Raw genomic sequence first — 21,711 nt, 5'->3', positions numbered from 1 at the left:
CTTTATTAATGTAAATAACAAAAGCTGTACTATTAGCAGAGAATAGTGCAGCTTTTGTTCGTTTAAAGTGGTACTTTACGGAGCGTAAAGTTATGCTTTCCTGTCGTCAATGTTGTCACCCTCTGTTGGCTTCATCTCTTCTTTGAAGTCAGAGATGCCGTTCTCGATAAGGATGTTGTACCACTGAATCAGTTTTTTGATGTGGCTGGTCTGCACGCGCTCACGGTCGAACTCGGGCAGTACCTTTGCGAAATACTCGCGCAGCTCGTCGCCACTGGCTTTCTTATAATCTACGGAAGATTTCTTTCCTTCTTCCAATTTCTTCATGTTGTCCAGCACATCCATCAGGGGAACATCGTCTGTCTCGGTGTACATGGCGATATCGGCCAGCGAGGTGATGCGGTCGGTGCCGAAGGCAGGCTGACGACGGTGTGTGGCATCGAGTGCTTCAACGATCAGACTGTTCTTGGCACGTGATACTAATTTGTAGAGTCCGGGTTTGCCGGCAATTGCTAAAATGGTCTGTTGCATATTCTTCTTGTTTATTTAAATAAGTTGTCTATTTGTGGTTCGAGGGGCGTCTCCCCATCGTTGATAATTTCATAATCGGCTTTGCTTCTCACGATTTCTTGTGGTAGTTGTCGGGTTATCCATTCCTTGGCTTTGGCCTCGCTGATGTGATCGCGCTGCATGACGCGCTTGATGCGGACATCTTCAGGGGCTGTCACAACGATAACCTTATCCAAGAGCCTGTCAAGTCCCGACTCATAGAGTATGGCACTTTCAACCCAGTCAATGCCACTCTTCTCATAGTCGTCAAAGACGGCGGGATGAACAATGTTGTCTATGGCCTTCGCATTTTCCTCGGAAGTTAGCAGAAACTGTGCTACGGCGGCTTTGTTGAGCCTGCCATCTTGCAGATAGGTGTCTGGACCTATCAGCGCTGAGAGCTGTTGACGGAGTTGGGCAGAGGTGTGCATCAGCCGTTTGGCAGCACTGTCACAGTCGTAAACCTCGATACCCCTCTGCTTCAGCAGTTGGCAAACAAAACTCTTGCCGCTCCCGATGCCTCCTGTGATTCCTATTCTCATTGGTCTTCAATCAGATAGTCCACAAGGTTAACGCTCAGCTTGGCCTGTTGGATAGCTGTTGGCACCTTCTTTAGGTAAATGTTACACTTGGTTGATTCGCTATGACTGAACTCCTCGTAGTCGGCCACCACAAGGAAATCGTCGGGAGTCAACGATTGAAACTCCTTCATACCGGTCACAAATGTAATCGAGACCTTTGCAGGAAAGGTGCGCAACACTTTGCCTTCGGGCATGTTTATGCCTACGATGGGAATGTTATCGATGCTTTCTTCAGTCAGGACATCGGTGATAAAGCAGACAGAAACCTTATTGGGCACCATCTTTACGCCCGACAGTCGAGCCAGATTCGTTTCGATTGTGAGCGTGTCGTGGAAGTTCTCGTAATGCAGTTCTTCGGTATAAACCACAGAGATATTCTCCAATTTCTTCCTGGATGCATAGATGGTGACTGAGTCTGGCAGGTACTTAGTCTCGGAAATAAAATAAAGTGGCTCTGGGATTACTTGTCCTTGGATGCGGACTGGCACCTTCTTCTTCTCACCATAATTATAATAGAAAACCAGCTTCTCGGGTTTCACACTGACAATCCTTGAAGAAGCGGGGAGCGTCTTGCCAATGAGTTTCTGAAGGTCGATGTTGGAAATGACGCCAGTACCATTGCTTCGGGCAAAATTCTCGAAGTCTATATCGATACTATTGTTGCTGTTGCCATAAAGGAGTCCAAGCAGTGTGATGCCCTTGTCGCCCACGACAACCCTCAAGGTGTCAACCTCGTTGGAGGTAATAACGGCATTTTGGGGCACGTTCACATAGCGAACAGGTATCTTAATCTCCTGCTCGTACTGAACATCGAGCGTCATGAGCAACCAAAATATACCTGCTAACGCAAAGAAAGCAAGAAAAACCAGAAATTCCCTGTTGGCCTTGCTGAACAGGAAATGACTGGCTGTACGGAAAAAACGAGTCAGGCTCAATGTGCTTGTTTTACTTCTGCAAAGGCAGGTTTGCCATATCTTTGAACACGAGGCTCTTATCGACTGTGATAACAACGTCGCGCGCAATTTTAACCTCAACAGTGTTTTTTGCCAGGTCAATGCTCTTCACTGTGCCGTAGATACCACCACCAGTCACAACGGCCGTTCCTTCGGTCAGCTCGTTTTGGAACTTCTGAATCTCTTTCTGTCTCTTCTGCTGAGGACGGAACATGAAGAAGTACATGATGGCAAACATAGCCACAATCATCAGGATAGGCATCATCATGCCCCCCTGCTGTGCACCGGCTTGTGCAACTAAAATGATATTGGTCATAATCTTATGGTAATAATAAAAAATGGTTAGTCATTGTTCGGCTCTCTCTTCTCGATGGGCTTCATCATGCGACCTGTGCTCACCAGATGATGTGCAATGGCGTCTAGCATGCCGTTGATGTAGCCAGCACTGCGTGGGGTAGAGTAGAACTTGGCCAACTCTACATACTCATTGATGGTGACGGATATGGGAATGCTGGGGAATGTTATCATCTCGGCAATAGCTATCTGCATGATGATAACGTCCATATACGCTAATCGAGAGAAATCCCAATTGCGTGATGCCTCGCTCATGAAACGCTGATATTCGTCGGCGTTCAGTATTGTGGCGCGGAACAATTTCCGTGCATAATCTTTCTCTTCTTCCGAATCGTACTCGGGCAGTAGGTCTTGGGCATCGCCATTTTTCTCATCGAAGCGTTTGATGGTCTTCAGTACAAAGGTATCAACAACGTTCTTGTCGTCGTTCCAGTAGAGACTCTGCTCTTCGAAAATGGCATCCAAATCTTCATTGTCTTCAATCAAGGCACGATACAGGCGACGCCATAACTCACGGTCGGCGGCATAGCTGTCTTCTGTGCTTTCCATGTACTCCTGATAGATTTGGCTCTGCTCTATCTTCTCGTACATTTTTCCAATAAATTCTGGGTAATCAGCCCATGTGTGCTTCTGCGTTTCCTGAAATTCGTTCAGCTGATGGTTGTTTTCCAGTTGAATGGCAAAACGGTTGTAGGCGAACTTCTGTGAAGGAGCCTCTGTTCCTTCTCGCTCTGCTTTGGCTTGTAAGATCTCCAGTCGGCGACGTGACTCCTTCGTGATGGCCACCATCAGCGACAGCAAATGGTTATATAAATCATAGGCCTTCGAAAGACTGAAGAATAGTTCTTTTTCTGCACTGTCAATGTTCTTGTTACCGTTTTGATAGTACGCGTAGGTTAACTGAACAATCTTAATACGTATGATTTCTCTGTTAATCATCTTTATATTGTCATTTTATCGGATGCAAATTTAGATATTTTTCCTCTATTATACAAGTAAAACAGGCTTTTTTTGAAAAAAAACATGCACGTTGAATTGTATTTCATAATTTATTTGTACCTTTGCACCGCTTTTTTCGTGTGATGGCGAATTAGGTATTATTAATTTTTATTTAACAACTTAATTTAGAGTAACACATTTATTGTTATGAAAGAAATTTCAATCAATGGCCAGGTGCGCGAGGCCTTAGGCAAGAAAGCCTCAAAGATGTTGCGCAAGGAGGGTCTCGTTCCCTGCAATCTCTACGGTGAAACAAAGGGTGAGAATGGTCAGCCCGTAGCACTGTCTTTCACAGCTCCCATGTCTGAGCTTCGTAAGGTTGTTTACACTCCTCACGTTTATGTTGTAAACATCAACATCGATGGTAAGGAGCGCAAGGCAATCATTAAGGAGTTGCAGTTCCACCCCACAACAGACGCTCTTCTGCATGCCGACTTCTACGAGGTTAACGACCAGAAGGATATCACTGTTGGTATTCCTGTTAAGCTGAACGGACTGGCTCAGGGTGTACGTGACGGTGGTAAGCTGAACCTCAGCATCCGTAAGATTGACGTAACCGCTCCTTATAAGCAGATTCCTGAGATTCTCAATGTTGACGTTACAAACCTCGGCTTGGGTAAGGCAATCAAGGTTGGCGAGCTGAGCTTCGACGGTCTCAAGTTGGCTACTCCTGCACAGGTGGTTGTATGCTCAGTGAAGGAGACTCGTGCTTCTAAGGCTGCTGCTGCCGCTGCTGCTGAATAAAATCAGGAGAAATGGACAAGTACTTAATTGTTGGCTTGGGTAATGTCGGTGATGAATACGACCAGACCCGCCACAATACTGGCTTTATGGTATTGGATGCTTTTGCGAAAGCATCCAATATCTGTTTTGAAGACAAACGCTATGGTTTCATAGCAGAGACAACTCTCAAGGGGCGTAAGGTGATTCTTCTGAAACCTTCCACATATATGAATCTCAGTGGTAATGCCGTTCGCTATTGGCTTACTAAGGAGAACATTGACCAAAAGCGTCTGCTCGTGATCAGTGATGATGTGGCTTTGCCTTTGGGCGACTTCCGTTTGAAGGGAAGCGGTTCTAACGGTGGTCACAATGGATTGGGACATATTCAGCAGCTCATTGGTCAAAACTACGCTCGCCTGCGTATGGGTATTGGCAACGAGTATGCCCGTGGCGGACAGATTGACTGGGTGTTGGGTCGCTATTCGGAGGAAGAACAGAAGGAACTTCAGCCCAGCATCGACATTGCTGTGGACATTATCAAGAGCTTTGTTTTAGCTGGTATTGATATCACCATGAACCAGTATAACAAACTGGGAAAGAGAACAAAAACAAAACGTGAATAATTTGTCAATACATGGGGGAGGCAAGAATTGATAAATGGCTTTGGGCTGCACGTATCTTTAAGACGAGAAGTATAGCTGCAGATGCCTGCAAGAATGGGCGTGTTGGGGTTAATAATGTACTGGTTAAGCCCTCCAGAATGGTGAAAGAGGGTGATGTGATCAGTGTGCGTAAGCCTCCTGTTACCTATTCTTTCAGAATCTTAAAGACCATCGAACAGCGTGTCGGAGCTAAACTTATACCTGGTATATACGAGAATATTACACCGCAAGACCAATATGAACTGCTGGAGATGAACCGCATCAGTGGTTTCGTTGACAGAGCTCGTGGTACTGGACGCCCAACAAAGAAGGATCGTCGTGCTATGGATGCTTTTGTAACTCCATCGCTCGAGGGCTATGGCGCCTTCGACTTCGACAGTTGGGACGATGAAGATGATGATGAAGTCTGATAAATTTACCAATTAATTAATCATTAAAACAATGAAAATAGAAAAGCTAATTCTTGGAGCAATGGTCATCTTGATGACGATGACTTCGTGTTTCGATGACAAAGATCCGTATAGTGCGGGCATCTACTTTTATCGTCCTTGTTATCTGGATAATGGCGTCTATGCCAACACTACTGTTGACTCAGTGGTGATGTTTAGTTATGGTAAATGGAACGTCTCACTTTCTGATGGCAGTTGGACTCGTCTGGGACTGACGGAGGGAAAGGGCAACGTGATATATCGCATTCCCGTATCCTTTGATCAGAATACCACAGGTAAGAGTCGCCAGTGTATGGTTCGTTTCTACGACGTAGAGCATCCTGATGTGGCCAACATATTCTACTATATTCAGCATGCCACACGTGGTGATGGCTCTTTGGGAAACGCACCTGCTGTGAAGAAAATTACGGGTAGTGATGGCAGCCTCTTTGAGTTCAGCTACGACAACATCTTTCGTCCGGTTAATCTCACGATGTCAAAGAACGGCACATCGCTTCGTAGCCTGGCGCTGATCTATAACGACAGAGACAGTTCGCTGGTGGTTTATGATGGCGATGAGAAGTATATGTGTACCTATTCGCCCGATTATCAGCCCTATTCGCTGAAGTCATCTACGGATACTATCGGCTATTATAATATGGTTCTGAACAATTATTATCCTCCAATAAAAATCATCGCCTTCAGCTATGAACACCACAAGGGTGGCAAGGTGGCCAGTGCTGCTACATACTACCTCAACGGACGTTCGCTTGCTGCCGACAGCATGCATGTGGCCGACAGCGTATATCAGTATGCTAATGGTGAGATTATTGAAAAGGTGATGCCTAAATATAGCAATGTGGACAACCGCTGCCAGACGGTAGATGTCAACCAGTTGGTGGATGGTATCGACCATTGCGACCCTTATTTGCTGATGTCGCTCTTCCGCTATGCTCGTCATACGAGTGTTCTCAGCGAGCTTACTTCGGGCAAGCGTCATCAGACCGTCGAGGTACAGCTGAACGCCGATAAGAGCATCAGTCGAATGACGGTGAGCACCACTGGTGGCGACACGATTGTTTACGACTTCGAATATTAATTTATATAGGGGTACTTGCTCAACCCCCTTTCGCTGAGCTTTGGCTCGCGACAAACAAAACAAGATTATGGAAAATAATAAGAATCAGCGAATCAGTGTGCTGTTTATGTTCTATGGCATACTGTTCTGCGTTTGCCTGATAACGGCAAACGTCTTGGAGACCAAGCAGATATCGTTTGGTCCGATGAATATGACGGCAGGACTTATTGTATTCCCTGTCAGTTATATTATCAATGATGTCGTGTGTGAAGTTTGGGGATATGGTCGTACGCGTCTGCTCATATGGATGGGTTTCGCCATGAACTTCCTCTTTGTGCTCTTTGGTGCTATTGCCGATTGGATTCCTGGAGCTCCATATTGGGAAGGTCAGGAGGGCTTCCATCAGGTTTTTGGTTTAGCACCTCGCATTGCTGCAGCTTCTTTCTTGGCATTCCTCTGTGGCTCGTTTGTTAATGCTTATGTGATGAGCCGCATGAAACTATCGTCTAATGGGAAAAACTTTTCAGCTCGTGCTGTCCTCAGTACGGTGTTTGGTGAGTTGACCGATTCCATCATCTTTTTCCCGTTAGCATTGGGAGGCGTTATTCCATGGGAAGAGATGCCCTCACTTGTCATCACCCAGGTGTCATTGAAGACTGTTTACGAGATTCTTGTTCTTCCTGTGACTATCCGTGTGGTTCGATTTACAAAGCTTCACGATCATGAGGATGTCTTCGATCGTGATATCAATTACAACATCTTTAAAATAAAAGAATAAGCATGGCAACAAGAGAGTCAGAAGGTCTTCATGCTCTTGGCAAAAAGACCGAATATCGCAGCGACTATGCACCCGAGGTGCTTGAGACCTTTGTAAACAAGCATCCCGTCAACGACTATTGGGTTCAGTTTAACTGCCCGGAGTTTACATCTTTGTGTCCTATAACCGGTCAGCCTGACTTCGCTGAAATCAAGATTATGTATATCCCTGCAGAAAGAATGGTAGAGTCAAAGAGCTTGAAACTCTATCTCTTCTCTTTTCGTAATCATGGTGATTTTCATGAAGACTGCGTGAATGTCATTATGAAGGATTTAGTGAAGTTGATGGAACCTAAATATATAGAGGTTATTGGACTGTTTACCCCTCGTGGTGGCATCAGTATCTATCCGTATGCTAACTACGGCAAACCCGGTACGAAGTATGAAAAGTTGGCAGAGCAGCGTCTCATGCAGCATCAGTGCATTTAATACATAAAAAAGCGTGACTTCATCAGAAAGCCACGCTTTTTTATACTTCTTGTTTAGCTTTTATTTCTCAGTCTTCCTGTAATAACCTCTCGAACCCTCGGCGAAGCGGAATACCAAGGTGTCGGGTGTCAGCATCTCCAAATCGGCCGTGTCGCTCAGCAAAACCTGCTGCTGTCCCAAAGAGTCTGGTCTGACGCTGCGCAACACGATCTTGCCATTATAGATAAACCACTCGTTGTAGAACTTCAGCTTGGGATACTCCACAGGCGACTCCTCGTCGCTAGTGGCCCTCTGTCTGTTCATGCCGATGGGGAATGCCACATTCTCGGCTTTGATGCTGATGCCATACTCACGTTCCACTTTCAGCAAGTCTGCAATAGAGTCAGGCAGCTTGTTTATCTTCTGCTTAATGGTGTGCCCTTCCATGTCTGCACGCATGCGCAGGGTAGGGAGTACTTTGTAGCACCAGTCGCCTTGAAGGTCCTCTGTAACGATCACCATGTCTGCTTTAGTCGTATCAACGGCATTGCGAACGATGGCAAGTTTATCACCAATACGTGGTTTTCCAAATATCTTATGCAGTCTCGAGGCCTGCAGAATATTCAGTGTGTCAGGATCCGTTCCTGAATAGGGTGTTTTAAGATATACGATGATGGTGTCGTTACACCCATCGCATGCCATGCCATAGATGGTTGAGTCGCCTTCTATTCTGTTGAACACCACGTTTTCTTCCTCGTTGTCCTTTACCTCTTTACTAGTGTTGCAGGCCACGAAACATCCGATGGTCAGCAGTAATGCGAATAATAGGGCTTTCTGTTTCATTATTTATTGATTCTTGTTTTGCTGGCAAAGTTAATGAAAAGTTGGGAGTTACAGACTAGGTCTGATGATATTTTTTGCGATGTTTTCATTAAAAAAACGTTAAATGGTTCAAATTACTTCATCTGCGTGGTCCTTAACTCCCAACTCTTTAGTACCTTTGCAGCAATTTTGTTTTTAGTAGAGAAATTTTTGATAAAATCTATTTGATAAATCTATGGGAAAAAAGAAAATCAAGTTCAGTCTTGTTTACCGTGACATGTGGCAGTCATCTGGTAAGTTCCAGCCACGCAAGGATCAGTTGGAGCGCATCGCTCCCGTCATTATCGAGATGGGGTGTTTTGCTCGTGTTGAGACCAATGGTGGTGCTTTCGAACAGGTGAACCTCATGGCAGGTGAGAATCCTAATGATGCCGTACGTGCCTTCTGTAAGCCTTTCAACGAGGCAGGCATTCAGACCCACATGTTGGATCGTGGTTTGAATGCGTTGCGCATGTATCCTGTGCCCGACGATGTTCGCGAGTTGATGTATAAGGTTAAGAAGGCTCAGGGTGTTGACATCCCCCGTATTTTCTGTGGTCTGAACGACACACGTAATATCATTCCTTCTATCAAATGGGCCAAGGCTGCAGGCATGATTCCTCAGGCCACCCTTTGTATCACCAATTCACCAGTCCACACCGTTGAGTACTATTCAAATATTGCCGACGAAGTGATTGCTGCCGGTGCCGAGGAAATCTGTCTGAAGGATATGGCCGGTATTGGCCAGCCCGCCATGCTGGGCGCTTTGACCAAGGCTATCAAGACCAAGCATCCTGATATCATCATTCAGTATCATGGCCATTCTGGTCCTGGTCTGTCTATGGCATCTATCCTTGAGGTATGTAACAATGGTGCAGACATCATCGATACAGCTATCGAGCCTCTGTCATGGGGTAAGGTTCATCCCGATATCATCTCTGTTCAGTCTATGCTGAAGAACGAGGGCTTCGATGTTCCCGAAATCAACATGAATGCCTATATGCAGGCCCGTACGCTTACTCAGGAGTTCATCGACGAGTGGCTGGGCTACTTCATCAATCCTGCCAACAAGCACATGTCTTCTCTCCTCTTGGGTTGCGGACTGCCTGGCGGCATGATGGGTTCGATGATGGCCGACCTTGGAGGCATCCAGACCATGATCAACAAGTTGCGTGCCCAGAAGGGCGAGCCCGAACTGACCATGGACGACATGCTTGTGAAGCTCTTCAACGAGGTAGAGTATGTATGGCCTCGTGTCGGTTATCCCCCATTGGTGACACCTTTCTCTCAATACACCAAGAACATTGCCTTGATGAATCTTCTCACCATCGAGCAGGGCAAGGGTCGCTTCGTGATGATGGACGACGCTATGTGGGGCATGATTCTCGGTAAGAGTGGTAAGATTCCTGGCACGATTGATCCTGAGCTTGTTGAGCTTGCCAAGCAGCAGAAGCGTGAGTTTACCGATGTCGATCCACACACCTTGCTCGAGAACGCTCTCGATGGCTTCAAGAAGGAAATGGACGAGAACGGTTGGGACTACGGTAAGGACAACGAAGAACTTTTCGAGTTGGCTATGCACCCCGAGCAGTACCGTGCCTTCAAGAGCGGTCAGGCCAAGAAACAGTTCCTGGCAGACCTCCAGAAAGCCAAGGATGCAAAACTCGGTTCTAAGCTGAGTGTCGAAGAACTGGCTGCCTTCAAGCATGCCAAGGCCGACGCATTGGTAAGTCCTTCAGCTGGTCAGATCTTCTACGAGTTCAATGGCGAGGGCGAGTGTGCACCTTGTCTGGAACCATTCATCGGTCAGAAGTACGAGGAAGGTCAGACCTTCTGTTACCTTGTTGAGAAGTGGGGCGAGATTGTCCCCATTCCCGCAGCCCTTGGCGGTAAGCTCGTAGAGGTTGGTGTCAAGCAGGGTGCCAAGGTCCGCAAGGGCGATGTGCTGGCTTGGATAGAGCGTGATGCAAAGTAATCGTGAACTATCAATCCATTATAGATCAGTATTATGCAGAAGATGACCAGTTGCGTCGTCTTCTGCTTTTTCATTCCCGTCAGGTTGCCGACCGCAGCCTGGCTATCTGTCGCCAGCATCCAGAGTTGCCGCTCGATCAGCAATTTGTCGAAGAGGCAGCCATGCTCCACGATATCGGCATCCGTTGGTGCCATGCCCCCTCCATCTTCTGTATGGGTGAATCTCCCTATATCGAGCATGGACAGATTGGCGGTCGCTTGTTGCGCCAGATGGGCTTCGAACGCCATGCCCGTGTCTGCGAGCGGCATACCGGCACCGGACTGCCAGGTTTTGAGCCTGAGACCTTAGAAGAACAGCTGGTGTGCTATGCCGATAAGTTTTATTCAAAATCACATCCCGAACGTGTGCTCACCGTCGATCAGGCCGCTCAGAGCCTGGAGCGCTTTGGTCATGAAGGTGTCGAAAAGTTTCTTGCCTGGGCAAAAATGTTTGAATAAAGCGTAAAATAATTGGTCGTGCGGCAAAAATCTCCTAACTCTTACCCTTTAACTCTCAACTTTTTCGTATCTTTGCACCCGTGAAACGCAAATATGCGATATTTGTTTTGCTTTCCGCTTTCATTTTTGTGTTGGCGGAAATACCTTCATCACCCCTTCAGAATATGATTCGAACCAGGGTGATGGACGACTCGTTGTTGGTCGATACACTTCCTCACGACACTTTTATTTCGCCCGATGCCAAGCCTGCAGCCGCAGCGTTGAAGCGTGATACCTCTCACATGGACTCCCTTCAATTGGCAATCTATAAGCACAACAAGGCCATTGATGACTCGTTGGCTCTAGACAGCATCAATCGCAAGAAGAAGAACGGTATCGATTCTCCAGTGAAATTCTCTGCCGAAGACTCGTTGGTCTATGAGGCAGGTGCAGGTATGGCTCATCTCTATGGTTCGTCCCATGTTGCCTATCAAAACATGGACCTCACCAGTGAGAAAATCTATCTCTGTCTCGACTCCTCGTTGGTTCATGCCACAGGTGCCCGCGACAGTCTTGGCGAGATGCTGGGAACACCCGTGTTCAAGATGGGCAGCGACACCTACGAGAGCGACACGATGGCGTTTAACTTCAAGACCAAGAAAGGACTTATCCAGCAGGTTTACACCCAGCAAGAAGACGGTTTCCTGACCAGCGAGTTGTCGAAGCGTGGTGCCAATGGAGAACTCTATCTGCGTCATGGTCGCTATACCACTTGCGATGAACCTCATCCAGATTTCTATTTGGCGCTGTCGCGTGCCAAGGTTCGTCCCGGCAAGGATGTAGTCTTTGGTCCCGCCTATCTGGTGGTGGCCGATGTTCCTCTGCCGTTAGCCATTCCCTATGGTTTCTTCCCTTTTACGAAAAGCTATTCCAGCGGATTCATCATGCCTACCTATGGCGACGAGACCTCGCGTGGTTTCTATCTGCGTGATGGCGGCTACTACTTCGCCCTCAGCGATAAGATGGACCTGAAACTCCTTGGCGAGATCTACACCAAGGGTTCATGGGGCATCAGCGCTGCCAGCAATTACCGTCGTCGCTATAGGTATAGTGGCTCGTTCTTTGCCAGTTACCAGAATACGATTACTGGTGAGAAGAACATGCCCGACTACGCCAAGCAGACCAGCTTCAAGATTCAGTGGTCGCATCGTCAGGATGCCAAGGCAAATCCTTATTCTAATCTCTCTGCCAGTGTCAACTTTGCCACCAGTAGTTACGAGCGCAACAACCTGACGTCGATGTATAATCCCCAGGCTCTGACACAGTCCACCCGCACATCTTCCGTTTCCTATAGCACAGGCTTCTCCAGTTTGGGTCTCAGCCTGAGCACCACCATGAACCTCAGTCAGAACATGCGCGACTCTTCTATCGCTATGACACTGCCCGATCTGAACATCTCCGTGTCGCGTTTCTATCCCTTCAAGCGCAAGCATCTGGTGGGTAAGGAGCGTTGGTACGAGAAGATTGCATTGAGCTATACGGGTCGTCTCTCTAACTCTATCTCTACGAAGGAAGACAAATTGCTGCACTCCAGCTTGGTGAAAGACTGGCGCAATGGCATGCAGCACAACATCCCTGTTTCTGCCAATTTCACGCTGTTCAACTATATCAATATCAACCCCTCGTTCAACTTCACCGACCGAACCTATACCAACAAGGTGAAGCGTTCGTGGGATAGTGATGCCCAAACGGAGCTTCGCGACACCACTTATGGATTCTATAATGTCTATAACTGGAACCTGTCGCTTTCTGCCTCGACGAAACTCTATGGTTTCTATGTACCCTCGCGCAAGCTCTTTGGCGATAAGATTCAGGCCGTGCGCCACGTCCTGACCCCTTCTGTCAGCTTCAGTTATGCGCCCGACTTCAGTGCTTCGCGCTATGGCTATTACGACACCTACATGAAGACCGATGCCAATGGCAATGTGTCTATGGTTGAGTATTCTCCCTATCAGGGTTCGCTCTATGGCGTTCCGGGCAAAGGTAAGACCGGTAGTCTCTCCTTTGATATGTCCAACAATGTAGAGATGAAGATCAAGTCAGATGCCGACACCACTGGTTTCAAGAAGATAAGTCTCATTGACGAGTTGGGGGCAGCCATGTCTTACAATATGGCAGCCGATGTTCGTCCGTTGAGCGACCTCTCTGTTCGTCTGCGATTGAAGCTTACGAAGAGCTACACCCTCAACATGAATGCAGTTTTTGCCAGCTATGTCTATGAAGTTGATTCAACAAGTGGTGCACCTCGTGTCAGCGAACACACCACCTATTGGCAGAAAGGTAAGCTGGGGCGTTTCCAAGGCATGTCTCAGAATCTGTCTTACACCATTGATAATAATAAGGTGGCCAACCTCTTCAAGTGGTTGCGTGGCGAGCGTGTAGATAAGAAGTCGAAGAATCGTGAAGACGATGAAGAAGAACCTGACGAAGAGAACGAAGTTGAAACTAACCTCGATCGCGACCTTGAGAAAGGCAAGCGTGGCGCAAAAGGGTCTGACAATATGGCTGAGACCGACGAGGATGGCTATATGAAGTTCTCGCTGCCTTGGTCGCTCAGTTTTGGTTATGGTGTCACCATGCGTGAGAATACCGATGTCAGCAAGTTCAACTACAACACCATGCGCTATCCTTACAAGTTCACGCAGAACCTCAACGTCAGCGGCAATGTTCGCCTGTCGGAGGGATGGAACATCAGTTTCTCGTCGGGTTACGATTTCGAGAACAAGAAGATATCCATGACCACAGCTTCGCTCAGTCGCGATCTTCACTGTTTCAACATGTCATGCTCTGTGGTTTTGGCACCTTATACCAGCTATAACTTCTCCTTCCGTTGTAATGCCTCAACGCTTACCGATGCGCTGAAGTATGATAAGCGCAGCAGCTATAGCAATAGCGTTCAGTGGTATTAGTGTGCCTTCGGCACAAGTTGAGAACTGAGAACTGAGAAGTGAGAGGTAGTGTGCATTTGGCGCAAACCAACCCCCTCTAAATCTCCCCGAGGGGAGACTTCTCAACTCTCATCTCTCATCTCTCATCTCTCATCTTGCGCCAAAGGCGCACCGCCTTTCAGCAGTTGTTCCAACGACTCTTCTTCGCCTACAATCCAGATGATGTCACCTTCCGTGAATTTGCGTTGCGGACTCATGGGCGTCAAGTTCTCCTTTCCCTCTTCCATGCCCACCACCATGCAGCTGTAGCGATTGCGTATGCCACTTTCCTGTAGCGTCTTTCCTATGAAAGGACTGTCGGCACCGATGACGATTTGGCGCAGTTTCATCTCGCGTTTCTCCATCTCCATGTCTTCGCCCAGCAGTTCACTTTCTATTGCTGCCCCGAATTTCGTCAGCTGTTCGTCGCTACCGATGGCCTGCAGACGGTCGCCAGGGAAGATGATGTAGTCGCCATCGGGGATGTTCAGACGGTGACCACCGCGCAGAATACTACTGATGTGAACACCAAACTTACGTCCCAAGTTCAGCTGTTTCAGCGTGTGCCCCATCCACAACGAGTTATAGGGCACGTCGAAGTCGGCAATGTGGATGTCGCGGTCCAGCAGTTTACCCTCATACAGGGGCTTCTTCTTGCCGTGAACCTGTGCCTCGATGTCGCGCGAGCGCAGATTGTTGACGAACAGTCGCTCCAGCAAGATGCTGCGTCGCTTGATGCTGCGCGAGGTGATGATGGCCATCACAACCACCATGCCGACGGTGAGCATGATGGCAGGACCGAAGGTTGATACGTGCTGTAAGATGTTGAACACAAACACCAGAGCTATCATCATCCTGAACAGGATGGTGAATAGCAGTGGCAGGCGGTTGCGGTTGCTCTCTTTCCACAGCGCTTTAAACTCCTCGCTTCTGTTCTTTTTCATCACCATGGCCCTCAGGAAAGGCGCTATGAGTAGGATGGTAATCAGTCCCGTTGCCACGTTGGCATATCTCGGGTTCAGCAGTTCCATCATCAGCGGTTGGAAGAACATGAACATCATGATGATGACTGCTATTGAGAGTATCGAGTAGATGACCACGTTCATCGCCATCTGCAGCAACAGCTTTTTCCATTTGTTAGGGCTGTTGCTGGTTGTCTGGTTCATCGACAGATGGTTCATCATGCGGATGAGACGTTTAGGCAGATGCCTCTCCAGCACGTTGTATGAGGGCAAAGCCAGTCTGATCATGTAGGGAGTCAGGAAGGTCGTGATGACGCTCACTGCCACTACAACAGGATAGAGAAAGTCTCCAATCACGCCGAGCGACAAGCCAAGCGAGGCAATGATGAAAGAGAACTCACCAATCTGCGCCATAGAGAATCCGCAACGCATAGCCGCCTTCAGACTCTCGCCGCCCAATAGGAATGCTAACGAGCCAAACACCGCCTGTCCCACGATGATGGTCAGCACCAGACAGACTATCGGTACGGCATATTCCACCAGTATTCTTGGGTCCACCAGCATGCCTACCGACACAAAGAAAATGGCACCAAAGAGGTTTTTCACTGGGTCCACCAGTTTCTCGATGCGTTCTGCCTCGATGGTCTCGGCCAGGATGCTACCCATGATGAAAGCACCGAAGGCCGACGAAAAGCCTACCTTCGACGAGAATACGGCCATGCCGCAACACAGTCCCAGTGACACGATGAGCAGCACCTCGCTGTTGATCAGCCGTCGCACCTTGCGTAGAAACAGTGGTACTGCAAAGATGCCCACCACCAGCCATAGCACCAAGAAGAACACAATCTTCATGATCGAGTTCAGCATCTCGCTGCTGTCGGGATTGTTGCCGCTGGCAATGGCGCTCAGCATCACCATCATCACAATGGCCAGTATGTCCTCCAATATCAGCACCGACATCACCATGCCTGCAAACTGCTGCTGCCTCAGCCCCAGATCATCGAAGGCCTTATATATAATGGTGGTCGAACTCATGGCCAACATACCTCCCAGGAAAATACAGTCCATGCGCGACCAGTGGAACAGATGGCCTGCGACGACACCCAACAGCGACATAGAGAATATGATGCTGATGGTCGAGATGATGGGCGAGGCGCCCATCTTCAGTATCTTCTTGAACGAGAAGTCCAGACCCAGCGAGAACAAAAGGAACATCACACCGATGTCTGCCCACAGGTGGATGTTAGACATGTCCACCACCGAGGCGGTGTATGGCATGTGGGGCGACACCAAAAAGCCCGCCACGATATAGCCCAGCACCAGTGGTTGCTTCAGCTTCTTGAACACCAGTGTCACGATGCCTGCCACCATGAGTATCAGTGCCAGGTCTTGTATCATTGCAGGTATCTCAGCCATTATATTCGCCTACTAACTCACATATTTTGATAATCACGTTCTGAGCCTTCTCCATCGACTGGATGGGCACAAACTCATAGGGACCGTGGAAGTTGATGCCACCGGCAAAGATGTTAGGACAGGGCAGTCCCATGAACGACAGTTGCGCACCGTCGGTACCCCCACGTATGGGTTTCACCTTCGGAGCCACCCCTGCTTCCTGCATCGCCTTCAGCACCAGGTCTGTCACGTGCATCTGTGGGTCAATCTTCTCTTTCATGTTATAGTATTGGTCTGTCAGTTCTATGCTGACAGTGCCTTCGCCATACTTCTCATTCATCTGCTCGGCCGTGCGCACCATCAGTCGCTTGCGATCCTCGAAGCGACTGCGGTCATGGTCGCGGATGATATAGCTCAGCTTGGCCTGCTCGGTCTGTCCTTGCATGCCCGTCAGGTGGAAGAAGCCCTGATAGCCCTCGGTGGTCTCGGGGCGCTCGTCGGCAGGCATCATCCCAATGAACTCCGCAGCCAGCAGACTGGCGTTCACCATCTTGCCTTTGGCATAGCCCGGATGCACGCTGCGCCCCCTAAAAAGAATCTTGGCGCTGGCAGCATTGAAGTTCTCAAACTCCAGTTCGCCCACTTCACCGCCGTCCATGGTGTAGGCCCATTCGCAGCCAAACTTCTCTACGTCGAAGTGGTGGGCGCCCATGCCAATTTCCTCGTCGGGGTTGAACGCTATGCGAATCTTGCCGTGCTTCACCTCCGGATGCGCCTTCAGCCACACCATGGCCTGCACGATCTCAGCAATGCCGGCCTTGTCGTCGGCACCCAGCAGGGTGGTGCCGTCGGTCACGATCAGGTCTTCGCCCACGTGTGCCAGCAGTTCTGGAAACATCTTCGGACTCGACACGATGCCTTCACTCAGCACGATGTCGCCTCCGTCATAGTTCTCCACGATGCGCGGACGTATGTTGGCACCCGAACAGTCGGGGCTGGTGTCGTAGTGCGAGATGAAGCCAATAGTAGGTACCGCCTGCTTCGTGTTGGCAGGCAGCGTGGCATAGAGGTATCCCTGCTCGTCCAGTTCCACGTCTTCCAGTCCTTCGCTCTTCAGTTCCTCTTTCAGATAGGCCGCAAAGACCAATTGTTTCTCGGTGCTGGGCACGCTCTGGCTGTCTTCAGCCGACTGCGTGTCAAACTGAGTGTATTTTAGAAATCTTTCTACGATGTTCATGCTATTCAATGATGCAGTATTCTTGTATTGTTTTATTTTGCCACAAAAGTACAAAATAATCGGTGAAATGCCAAATTATTCCCATTTAAATAATGCACACTTTAAGGTCCGGTGTGCGTTTTTTGCGCATTTTTTTCATTTTCTTTTTGTCGTTCAAGTATTATTTCTTATTTTTGTGGCAACATAATCAATGCCATAGACTTCCCATTCATAGCGATGAATCTCTTAACAGTGGTAATGAAGAAACTAATGAAAATGAATAACTGTTATGAAGAAGTGGAATGTTTTAAATATTATAATAGCGTGTATAGTAGCCGTCACAATGACGGCATGCTACATTGACGAGGACTTCAATGTGGAGACCGATGGTCCGCTGACCATCACCGTTGACGGCCAGCGTCACGACTACGATCAGGAGTACATGCGATGTCTGGGCTTCTTCGGTGAGTATGTCCATTCGCTCGACGATAGCTATCTGGCCATCGTCACGCCCATCTATTGCGACTTCTTGATGGAGTTCCCAACAGACACCAATCCCTATACCTTCTTTCGCGAGGGATATGCAGACTTCGAGAAAGACGCCACCCGCGTGACTATTGGCATCAACGAGCGTAAGTGCACCTATGTGTCGGGTTCTGCCAAGATCACCCGTACCGATGTCGGCAGCTTCACCATGACGTTCAGCAACTACACGTTCCATTGGAACCACAGCCGTGAGATCGTCTTCAACGGCACCCTCGTCGTGCCCATCAGCAATGAGTAATCAGCTGTGTGCGTCTTAGCAATGAGCCTGTGGTTTTTTGGTTGTTCCAATGAAAAACAGTATCTTTGCAACGAAGAAACAATAAATCATTTGATACAGTTATGGATGCAAAGAGAATACTGAATTACCTGCGCCAACTTCAGGCCCACAATACCCGCACTTGGTATCTGGAACACAAGGCCGAGTACGACGCCGTGCGTGCCGACTTCGAGCGCGGTGTGCAACAAGCCATTGAGCGCATCGTCACCTTCGACCCCACCGTGTCGCACCTCCGTGTCAAGGACTGCACCTATCGCTTCAATCGCGACACACGCTTCTCTGCCGACAAGTCGCCTTACAAGAATCACTTCGGGGCCTACATCGCCGCCCATGGCAAGAAGGCACTGCATGGTGGCTACTACCTGCATCTGGAGCCCGACCACTGCATGGTGGCATGTGGCAACTACTGGTTGCCCACCAACATCCTCACCTCGTGTCGCAACGAGATTATGGCCAACATCGACCAGTGGCTGCAATGCGTAGAGAGCCCCGAGTTCCTCCGCTACTATGGCAGCACCGAGGAGAACCACACCACCAGTCCCACCGATGTCGATAGCTGGGACCAACCGCAAGGTTTCGGACTTACCCGTCTGAAGACCTGTCCCTCAGGTTATCCTCGCGACTGGGAGTACGTGCGCTATCTGCGCCTAAAGGACTACTGCTGTTGGCATCGTGTCCCCGACGATTTCTTCCAAAACGACCATTGGCTCGATGAGATAGACCCCATGTTCCGCGCCGCCAAGCCCATGATGGACATGATGAATTCCGTGATTGACGACTATGAATGACATATGCGGCGCAAGTTGAGAGGTGAGTGACATATCGTTGTTTTCTCCCCTCCCATGTAGGGGAGGGGTCGGGGGTGGGGTCAGTGTTGTTCTAACTGCCAAGTATGTCTAGGGACAGGTGAGTGACATAGGTGGAATTATCAAAAGAGATTTCCATTATCCGTGAGGATAGTGGATTTTTTTATGTCCATTTTATCCATTTTAAACGCTGTATTGGATAAAATAGTGCATTTTTTATCCAATACGCTTGCAAAATTGAAGAAAATACCATATTTTTGCACGCAGAATTTAAACATTGAGATTATGAAGACAATAGTTCTGAACCAACGAAAGGAACGTGATGAGTTGCTATCACGTCCGTATCTTACACGTAAAAGTGGTCTGGATATTGACATGCTGCTGAACAGTCATCTCATCAAGCTGATAACAGGTCCGCGTCGTGTAGGCAAGTCAACCCAGGCCTTGTTGATGTTGCGCGACAAGAATTTTGCCTATCTCAATTTCGACAATCAAACGCTTCTCGACGCATGGGACGCTAATCTGGTGATGCGAATGCTGGATGACGTCTATCCCGGCTATGAGTATCTGCTGCTCGACGAGGTTCAGAATCTTGATGCTTGGGACTTGTGGGTGAGCGAGCTCTATAGGATGGGAAAGAATCTGGTTATCACGGGTAGTAATGCCAAAATGCTGTCGAGCGAAATGGCAACCGTGCTCACGGGAAAGTATCTACAGATAGAGATGTTACCCTTTAGCATGGAAGAGTTTTTCGATTGGAACAAGCTCGATCTTCACGGACTAAAGCCGGAGCAGCAGGCTGAGGGTAGGGCGTTGACAGACGACTATATGCGCAATGGTGGCTATCCTGAAGTGGTGGCATCGCGCCCATTGGTACGTAGCTATCTCGACACATTGTTTGACTCCATCATGTGGAAGGATGTGGCCAAGCGACACAATGTACGCAACATCACCGACCTCAACAACCTGGCTATATATCTAGTTTCAAACTTCTGCAATCCACTGAGTGCCAATGAGCTATCGGAGGAACTCGGCTTCTCGAGTGTTTCCACCGTCAAGAAGTTTATGGACTATCTGCATGAACCATACCTTTTCTACTATCTGTCGCGCTACAACAATAAGTTGAAGTTGATGAACAAGGCGCCCCGCAAGGTCTATGTGGTAGATAACGGCTTTGTGGCAGCCAAGGCTTTCGCCGTGAGTGAGAACCTGGGACGATTGCTCGAAAACCAAGTGTTTATAGAGCTGATGCATCGAGGATACGATACCGAAAAGACCCTGTTCTATTATCGCTCTCGCAACGACAAGGAGGTAGACTTCGTGTTGCGCAAGGGAGCGCATGTCGAACGACTGGTACAGGTGTGCTACGACATGAGTAGTCCCAAGACCGAGAAGCGCGAGGTTGATAGCATCGTGGAATGTGCAGGCGAACTGAAATGCAGCAACCTCACCATTGTTACGCGCGACGAAGAGCGCACCATAGAGAAAGGTGGCTACACCATAGCCGTAGTGCCAGTATCAAAGTTCTGAGAATCTATTTGGATTATTCAACAAAAACATTATCTTTGCAACATGAAAGGAACCTTTTTCGGATAAGAGCCCCGTTTGGATCGGCAAGCGACTTGTTAAAGCGGAGTTCTTATTTTCTTAGTTCGTTAATGCTGGCATTGAATGTATGTTCGTCAATAATGGCATAGGGCTTGAAAAGGAACAATATTCTGAAAATATATAGCAAATTTTACCTCAAAACTACTGCACTTTTTAAAAAATGCAGTATATTTGCCACATTATTTCATTATGTATAGGGACAGGTGAGTGACATACAAACCTTCGAAATTGGGAAATCCCAAATGTCCAAAGTGAGTGAGTTGTAAGTGGGTAAGTGAGTAACCTGAATTATACAAAATGAATATTTTTCTTCCAATATGTTTGGATTTACGGAATAAATATATTACTTTTGCAGCATGAGCGAAGATGTTAGAGAAACTTTCCACTCTGCGGAGTACGATGAATACTACGCCAGCCTTGATGCTAAGACAAAGGCAAAGTACGACTATGTGGAGACGATCATAAAGACCCAATATGTGGTCAATAAGAAATTCGTGAAGAATCTCGAAGGGACGGAATTCTATGAGGCACGAATATCTGTAGGTACCAATGAGCACCGCACGATAGTATTTGCCGTTGATTCCGTTTCGTTCATGGAAAGTAAACGGGTGCTTTTCTTGAATTCATTCTTGAAAAAAGACACCAAACAATATAAGGGTGAGATAGAAACCGCCCGTCAAATTTTGAACAGATATATCTAAGGAGGACAAGAAGATGATAAAGCTTGATGAAAAGAAACTGACCGGACTGAAAACTGGTTCACAGCATTTGGCAGAGACGTATGGCGAGAAGGGAACTCCCAGCCGTGAGGAGTTTGAGGCAAAGGCCAAGGCTTGGTACTATGCAGAGTTGTTGCGTGACGAGCGCAAGCGTCAGAAGCTGACTCAGCAGCAGTTGGGTGAGCGCATAGGTAAGAAGCGAGAGTATATTTCTGCACTTGAGCAGGGGCAGACTGATATGCAGCTGTCCACGTTTATGCTTATTGCGAATGCATTAGGACTGAGATTCTCATTGGTCGTTGGCTAAATATGTCTAGTATGTCTAGGGACAG

The 21,711-nt window shown here is 48.1% G+C and carries 22 protein-coding genes; 14 read left to right on the top strand and 8 right to left on the bottom strand.

Going from position 1 to position 21,711, the window contains the following annotated elements:
- Positions 1–90: 90 nt before the first annotated feature.
- The 5 genes from L6472_RS09445 to nusB form a co-directional block, all read right to left on the bottom strand.
- Positions 91–531: a DUF5606 domain-containing protein gene (locus tag L6472_RS09445; protein ID WP_237804482.1), complete on the bottom strand. Its 441-nt coding sequence runs from the start codon at positions 529–531 to the stop codon at positions 91–93.
- Between the two features lie 11 nt (positions 532–542).
- Positions 543–1,091, bottom strand: a complete 549-nt coding sequence (gene coaE, locus L6472_RS09440) for a dephospho-CoA kinase (protein ID WP_237804480.1) — start codon at positions 1,089–1,091, stop codon at positions 543–545.
- Positions 1,088–1,951: a YbbR-like domain-containing protein gene (locus L6472_RS09435; protein WP_237804478.1), complete on the bottom strand. Its 864-nt coding sequence runs from the start codon at positions 1,949–1,951 to the stop codon at positions 1,088–1,090. Before L6472_RS09435 ends, coaE begins: the two co-directional genes overlap by 4 nt.
- 124 nt (positions 1,952–2,075) lie before the next feature.
- Positions 2,076–2,399 (bottom strand): preprotein translocase subunit YajC, encoded by a 324-nt coding sequence (gene yajC, locus L6472_RS09430; protein WP_237804476.1) that lies wholly within the window; start codon positions 2,397–2,399, stop codon positions 2,076–2,078.
- A 26-nt stretch (positions 2,400–2,425) separates the two neighbouring features.
- Entirely contained in the window at positions 2,426–3,376 is a 951-nt protein-coding gene (gene nusB / locus L6472_RS09425; protein WP_237804474.1) for a transcription antitermination factor NusB, read from the bottom strand.
- A 207-nt stretch (positions 3,377–3,583) separates the two neighbouring features.
- Between nusB and L6472_RS09420 the strand changes: the two genes are divergently transcribed.
- The 6 genes from L6472_RS09420 (at position 3,584) to queF (ending at position 7,572) form a co-directional block, all read left to right on the top strand.
- Positions 3,584–4,180 (top strand): 50S ribosomal protein L25/general stress protein Ctc, encoded by a 597-nt coding sequence (locus tag L6472_RS09420; RefSeq protein WP_237804472.1) that lies wholly within the window; start codon positions 3,584–3,586, stop codon positions 4,178–4,180.
- Between the two features lie 11 nt (positions 4,181–4,191).
- A complete protein-coding gene (gene pth / locus L6472_RS09415) occupies positions 4,192–4,782 on the top strand; it encodes an aminoacyl-tRNA hydrolase (protein ID WP_237804469.1) in 591 nt (196 codons plus the stop codon).
- Between the two features lie 11 nt (positions 4,783–4,793).
- Complete coding sequence (locus tag L6472_RS09410; protein WP_237804467.1) at positions 4,794–5,231, top strand: RNA-binding S4 domain-containing protein; 438 nt, start codon at positions 4,794–4,796, stop codon at positions 5,229–5,231.
- 31 nt (positions 5,232–5,262) lie between these two features.
- Entirely contained in the window at positions 5,263–6,348 is a 1,086-nt protein-coding gene (locus L6472_RS09405; protein WP_237804465.1) for a hypothetical protein, read from the top strand.
- Between the two features lie 67 nt (positions 6,349–6,415).
- Positions 6,416–7,105: a queuosine precursor transporter gene (locus tag L6472_RS09400; protein WP_237804463.1), complete on the top strand. Its 690-nt coding sequence runs from the start codon at positions 6,416–6,418 to the stop codon at positions 7,103–7,105.
- A gap of 2 nt (positions 7,106–7,107) precedes the next feature.
- On the top strand, positions 7,108–7,572 hold the full coding sequence (gene queF, locus L6472_RS09395) for a preQ(1) synthase (RefSeq protein WP_237804461.1): 465 nt from the start codon (positions 7,108–7,110) through the stop codon (positions 7,570–7,572).
- A 60-nt stretch (positions 7,573–7,632) separates the two neighbouring features.
- Here the strand turns inward: queF and L6472_RS09390 are convergent, their stop codons facing one another.
- Positions 7,633–8,394: a hypothetical protein gene (locus tag L6472_RS09390; RefSeq protein WP_237804459.1), complete on the bottom strand. Its 762-nt coding sequence runs from the start codon at positions 8,392–8,394 to the stop codon at positions 7,633–7,635.
- A 214-nt stretch (positions 8,395–8,608) separates the two neighbouring features.
- Here L6472_RS09390 and L6472_RS09385 point away from each other — a divergent pair, with 214 nt between their 5' ends.
- The 3 genes from L6472_RS09385 to L6472_RS09375 all read left to right on the top strand — a co-directional run bounded on the left by L6472_RS09385 (position 8,609) and on the right by L6472_RS09375 (position 13,832).
- On the top strand, positions 8,609–10,387 hold the full coding sequence (locus L6472_RS09385) for a biotin/lipoyl-binding protein (protein ID WP_237804457.1): 1,779 nt from the start codon (positions 8,609–8,611) through the stop codon (positions 10,385–10,387).
- Positions 10,388–10,389: 2 nt separating this feature from the next.
- Positions 10,390–10,884 (top strand): HDIG domain-containing metalloprotein, encoded by a 495-nt coding sequence (locus tag L6472_RS09380; RefSeq protein WP_237804455.1) that lies wholly within the window; start codon positions 10,390–10,392, stop codon positions 10,882–10,884.
- Between the two features lie 164 nt (positions 10,885–11,048).
- Entirely contained in the window at positions 11,049–13,832 is a 2,784-nt protein-coding gene (locus L6472_RS09375; RefSeq protein WP_370640840.1) for a putative LPS assembly protein LptD, read from the top strand.
- 122 nt (positions 13,833–13,954) lie between these two features.
- Here L6472_RS09375 and L6472_RS09370 read toward each other — a convergent pair whose 3' ends face one another.
- Both L6472_RS09370 and pepT read right to left on the bottom strand, forming a co-directional pair.
- Entirely contained in the window at positions 13,955–16,228 is a 2,274-nt protein-coding gene (locus L6472_RS09370) for a cation:proton antiporter (RefSeq protein WP_237804451.1), read from the bottom strand.
- Positions 16,221–17,444 (bottom strand): peptidase T, encoded by a 1,224-nt coding sequence (gene pepT, locus L6472_RS09365; RefSeq protein ID WP_237804449.1) that lies wholly within the window; start codon positions 17,442–17,444, stop codon positions 16,221–16,223. The genes L6472_RS09370 and pepT overlap by 8 nt, the downstream gene beginning before the upstream one ends.
- A gap of 322 nt (positions 17,445–17,766) precedes the next feature.
- Between pepT and L6472_RS09360 the strand changes: the two genes are divergently transcribed.
- The 5 genes from L6472_RS09360 (at position 17,767) to L6472_RS09340 (ending at position 21,686) form a co-directional block, all read left to right on the top strand.
- Complete coding sequence (locus tag L6472_RS09360) at positions 17,767–18,207, top strand: hypothetical protein (RefSeq protein WP_237804447.1); 441 nt, start codon at positions 17,767–17,769, stop codon at positions 18,205–18,207.
- A gap of 101 nt (positions 18,208–18,308) precedes the next feature.
- Positions 18,309–19,034 (top strand): DUF2461 domain-containing protein, encoded by a 726-nt coding sequence (locus L6472_RS09355; protein ID WP_237804445.1) that lies wholly within the window; start codon positions 18,309–18,311, stop codon positions 19,032–19,034.
- A gap of 303 nt (positions 19,035–19,337) precedes the next feature.
- Entirely contained in the window at positions 19,338–20,582 is a 1,245-nt protein-coding gene (locus L6472_RS09350; RefSeq protein ID WP_237804443.1) for an ATP-binding protein, read from the top strand.
- A 434-nt stretch (positions 20,583–21,016) separates the two neighbouring features.
- On the top strand, positions 21,017–21,361 hold the full coding sequence (locus L6472_RS09345; RefSeq protein ID WP_237804441.1) for a type II toxin-antitoxin system RelE/ParE family toxin: 345 nt from the start codon (positions 21,017–21,019) through the stop codon (positions 21,359–21,361).
- Positions 21,362–21,374: 13 nt separating this feature from the next.
- On the top strand, positions 21,375–21,686 hold the full coding sequence (locus L6472_RS09340; RefSeq protein WP_237804439.1) for a helix-turn-helix domain-containing protein: 312 nt from the start codon (positions 21,375–21,377) through the stop codon (positions 21,684–21,686).
- Positions 21,687–21,711: the final 25 nt, after the last annotated feature.

It is taken from the genome of Prevotella sp. E13-17, assembly GCF_022024035.1.
Classification (GTDB): domain Bacteria; phylum Bacteroidota; class Bacteroidia; order Bacteroidales; family Bacteroidaceae; genus Prevotella.
The sequence above is the reverse complement of the archived record's forward strand: the minus strand, read 5'-3'. Positions and strand labels throughout refer to the sequence as shown.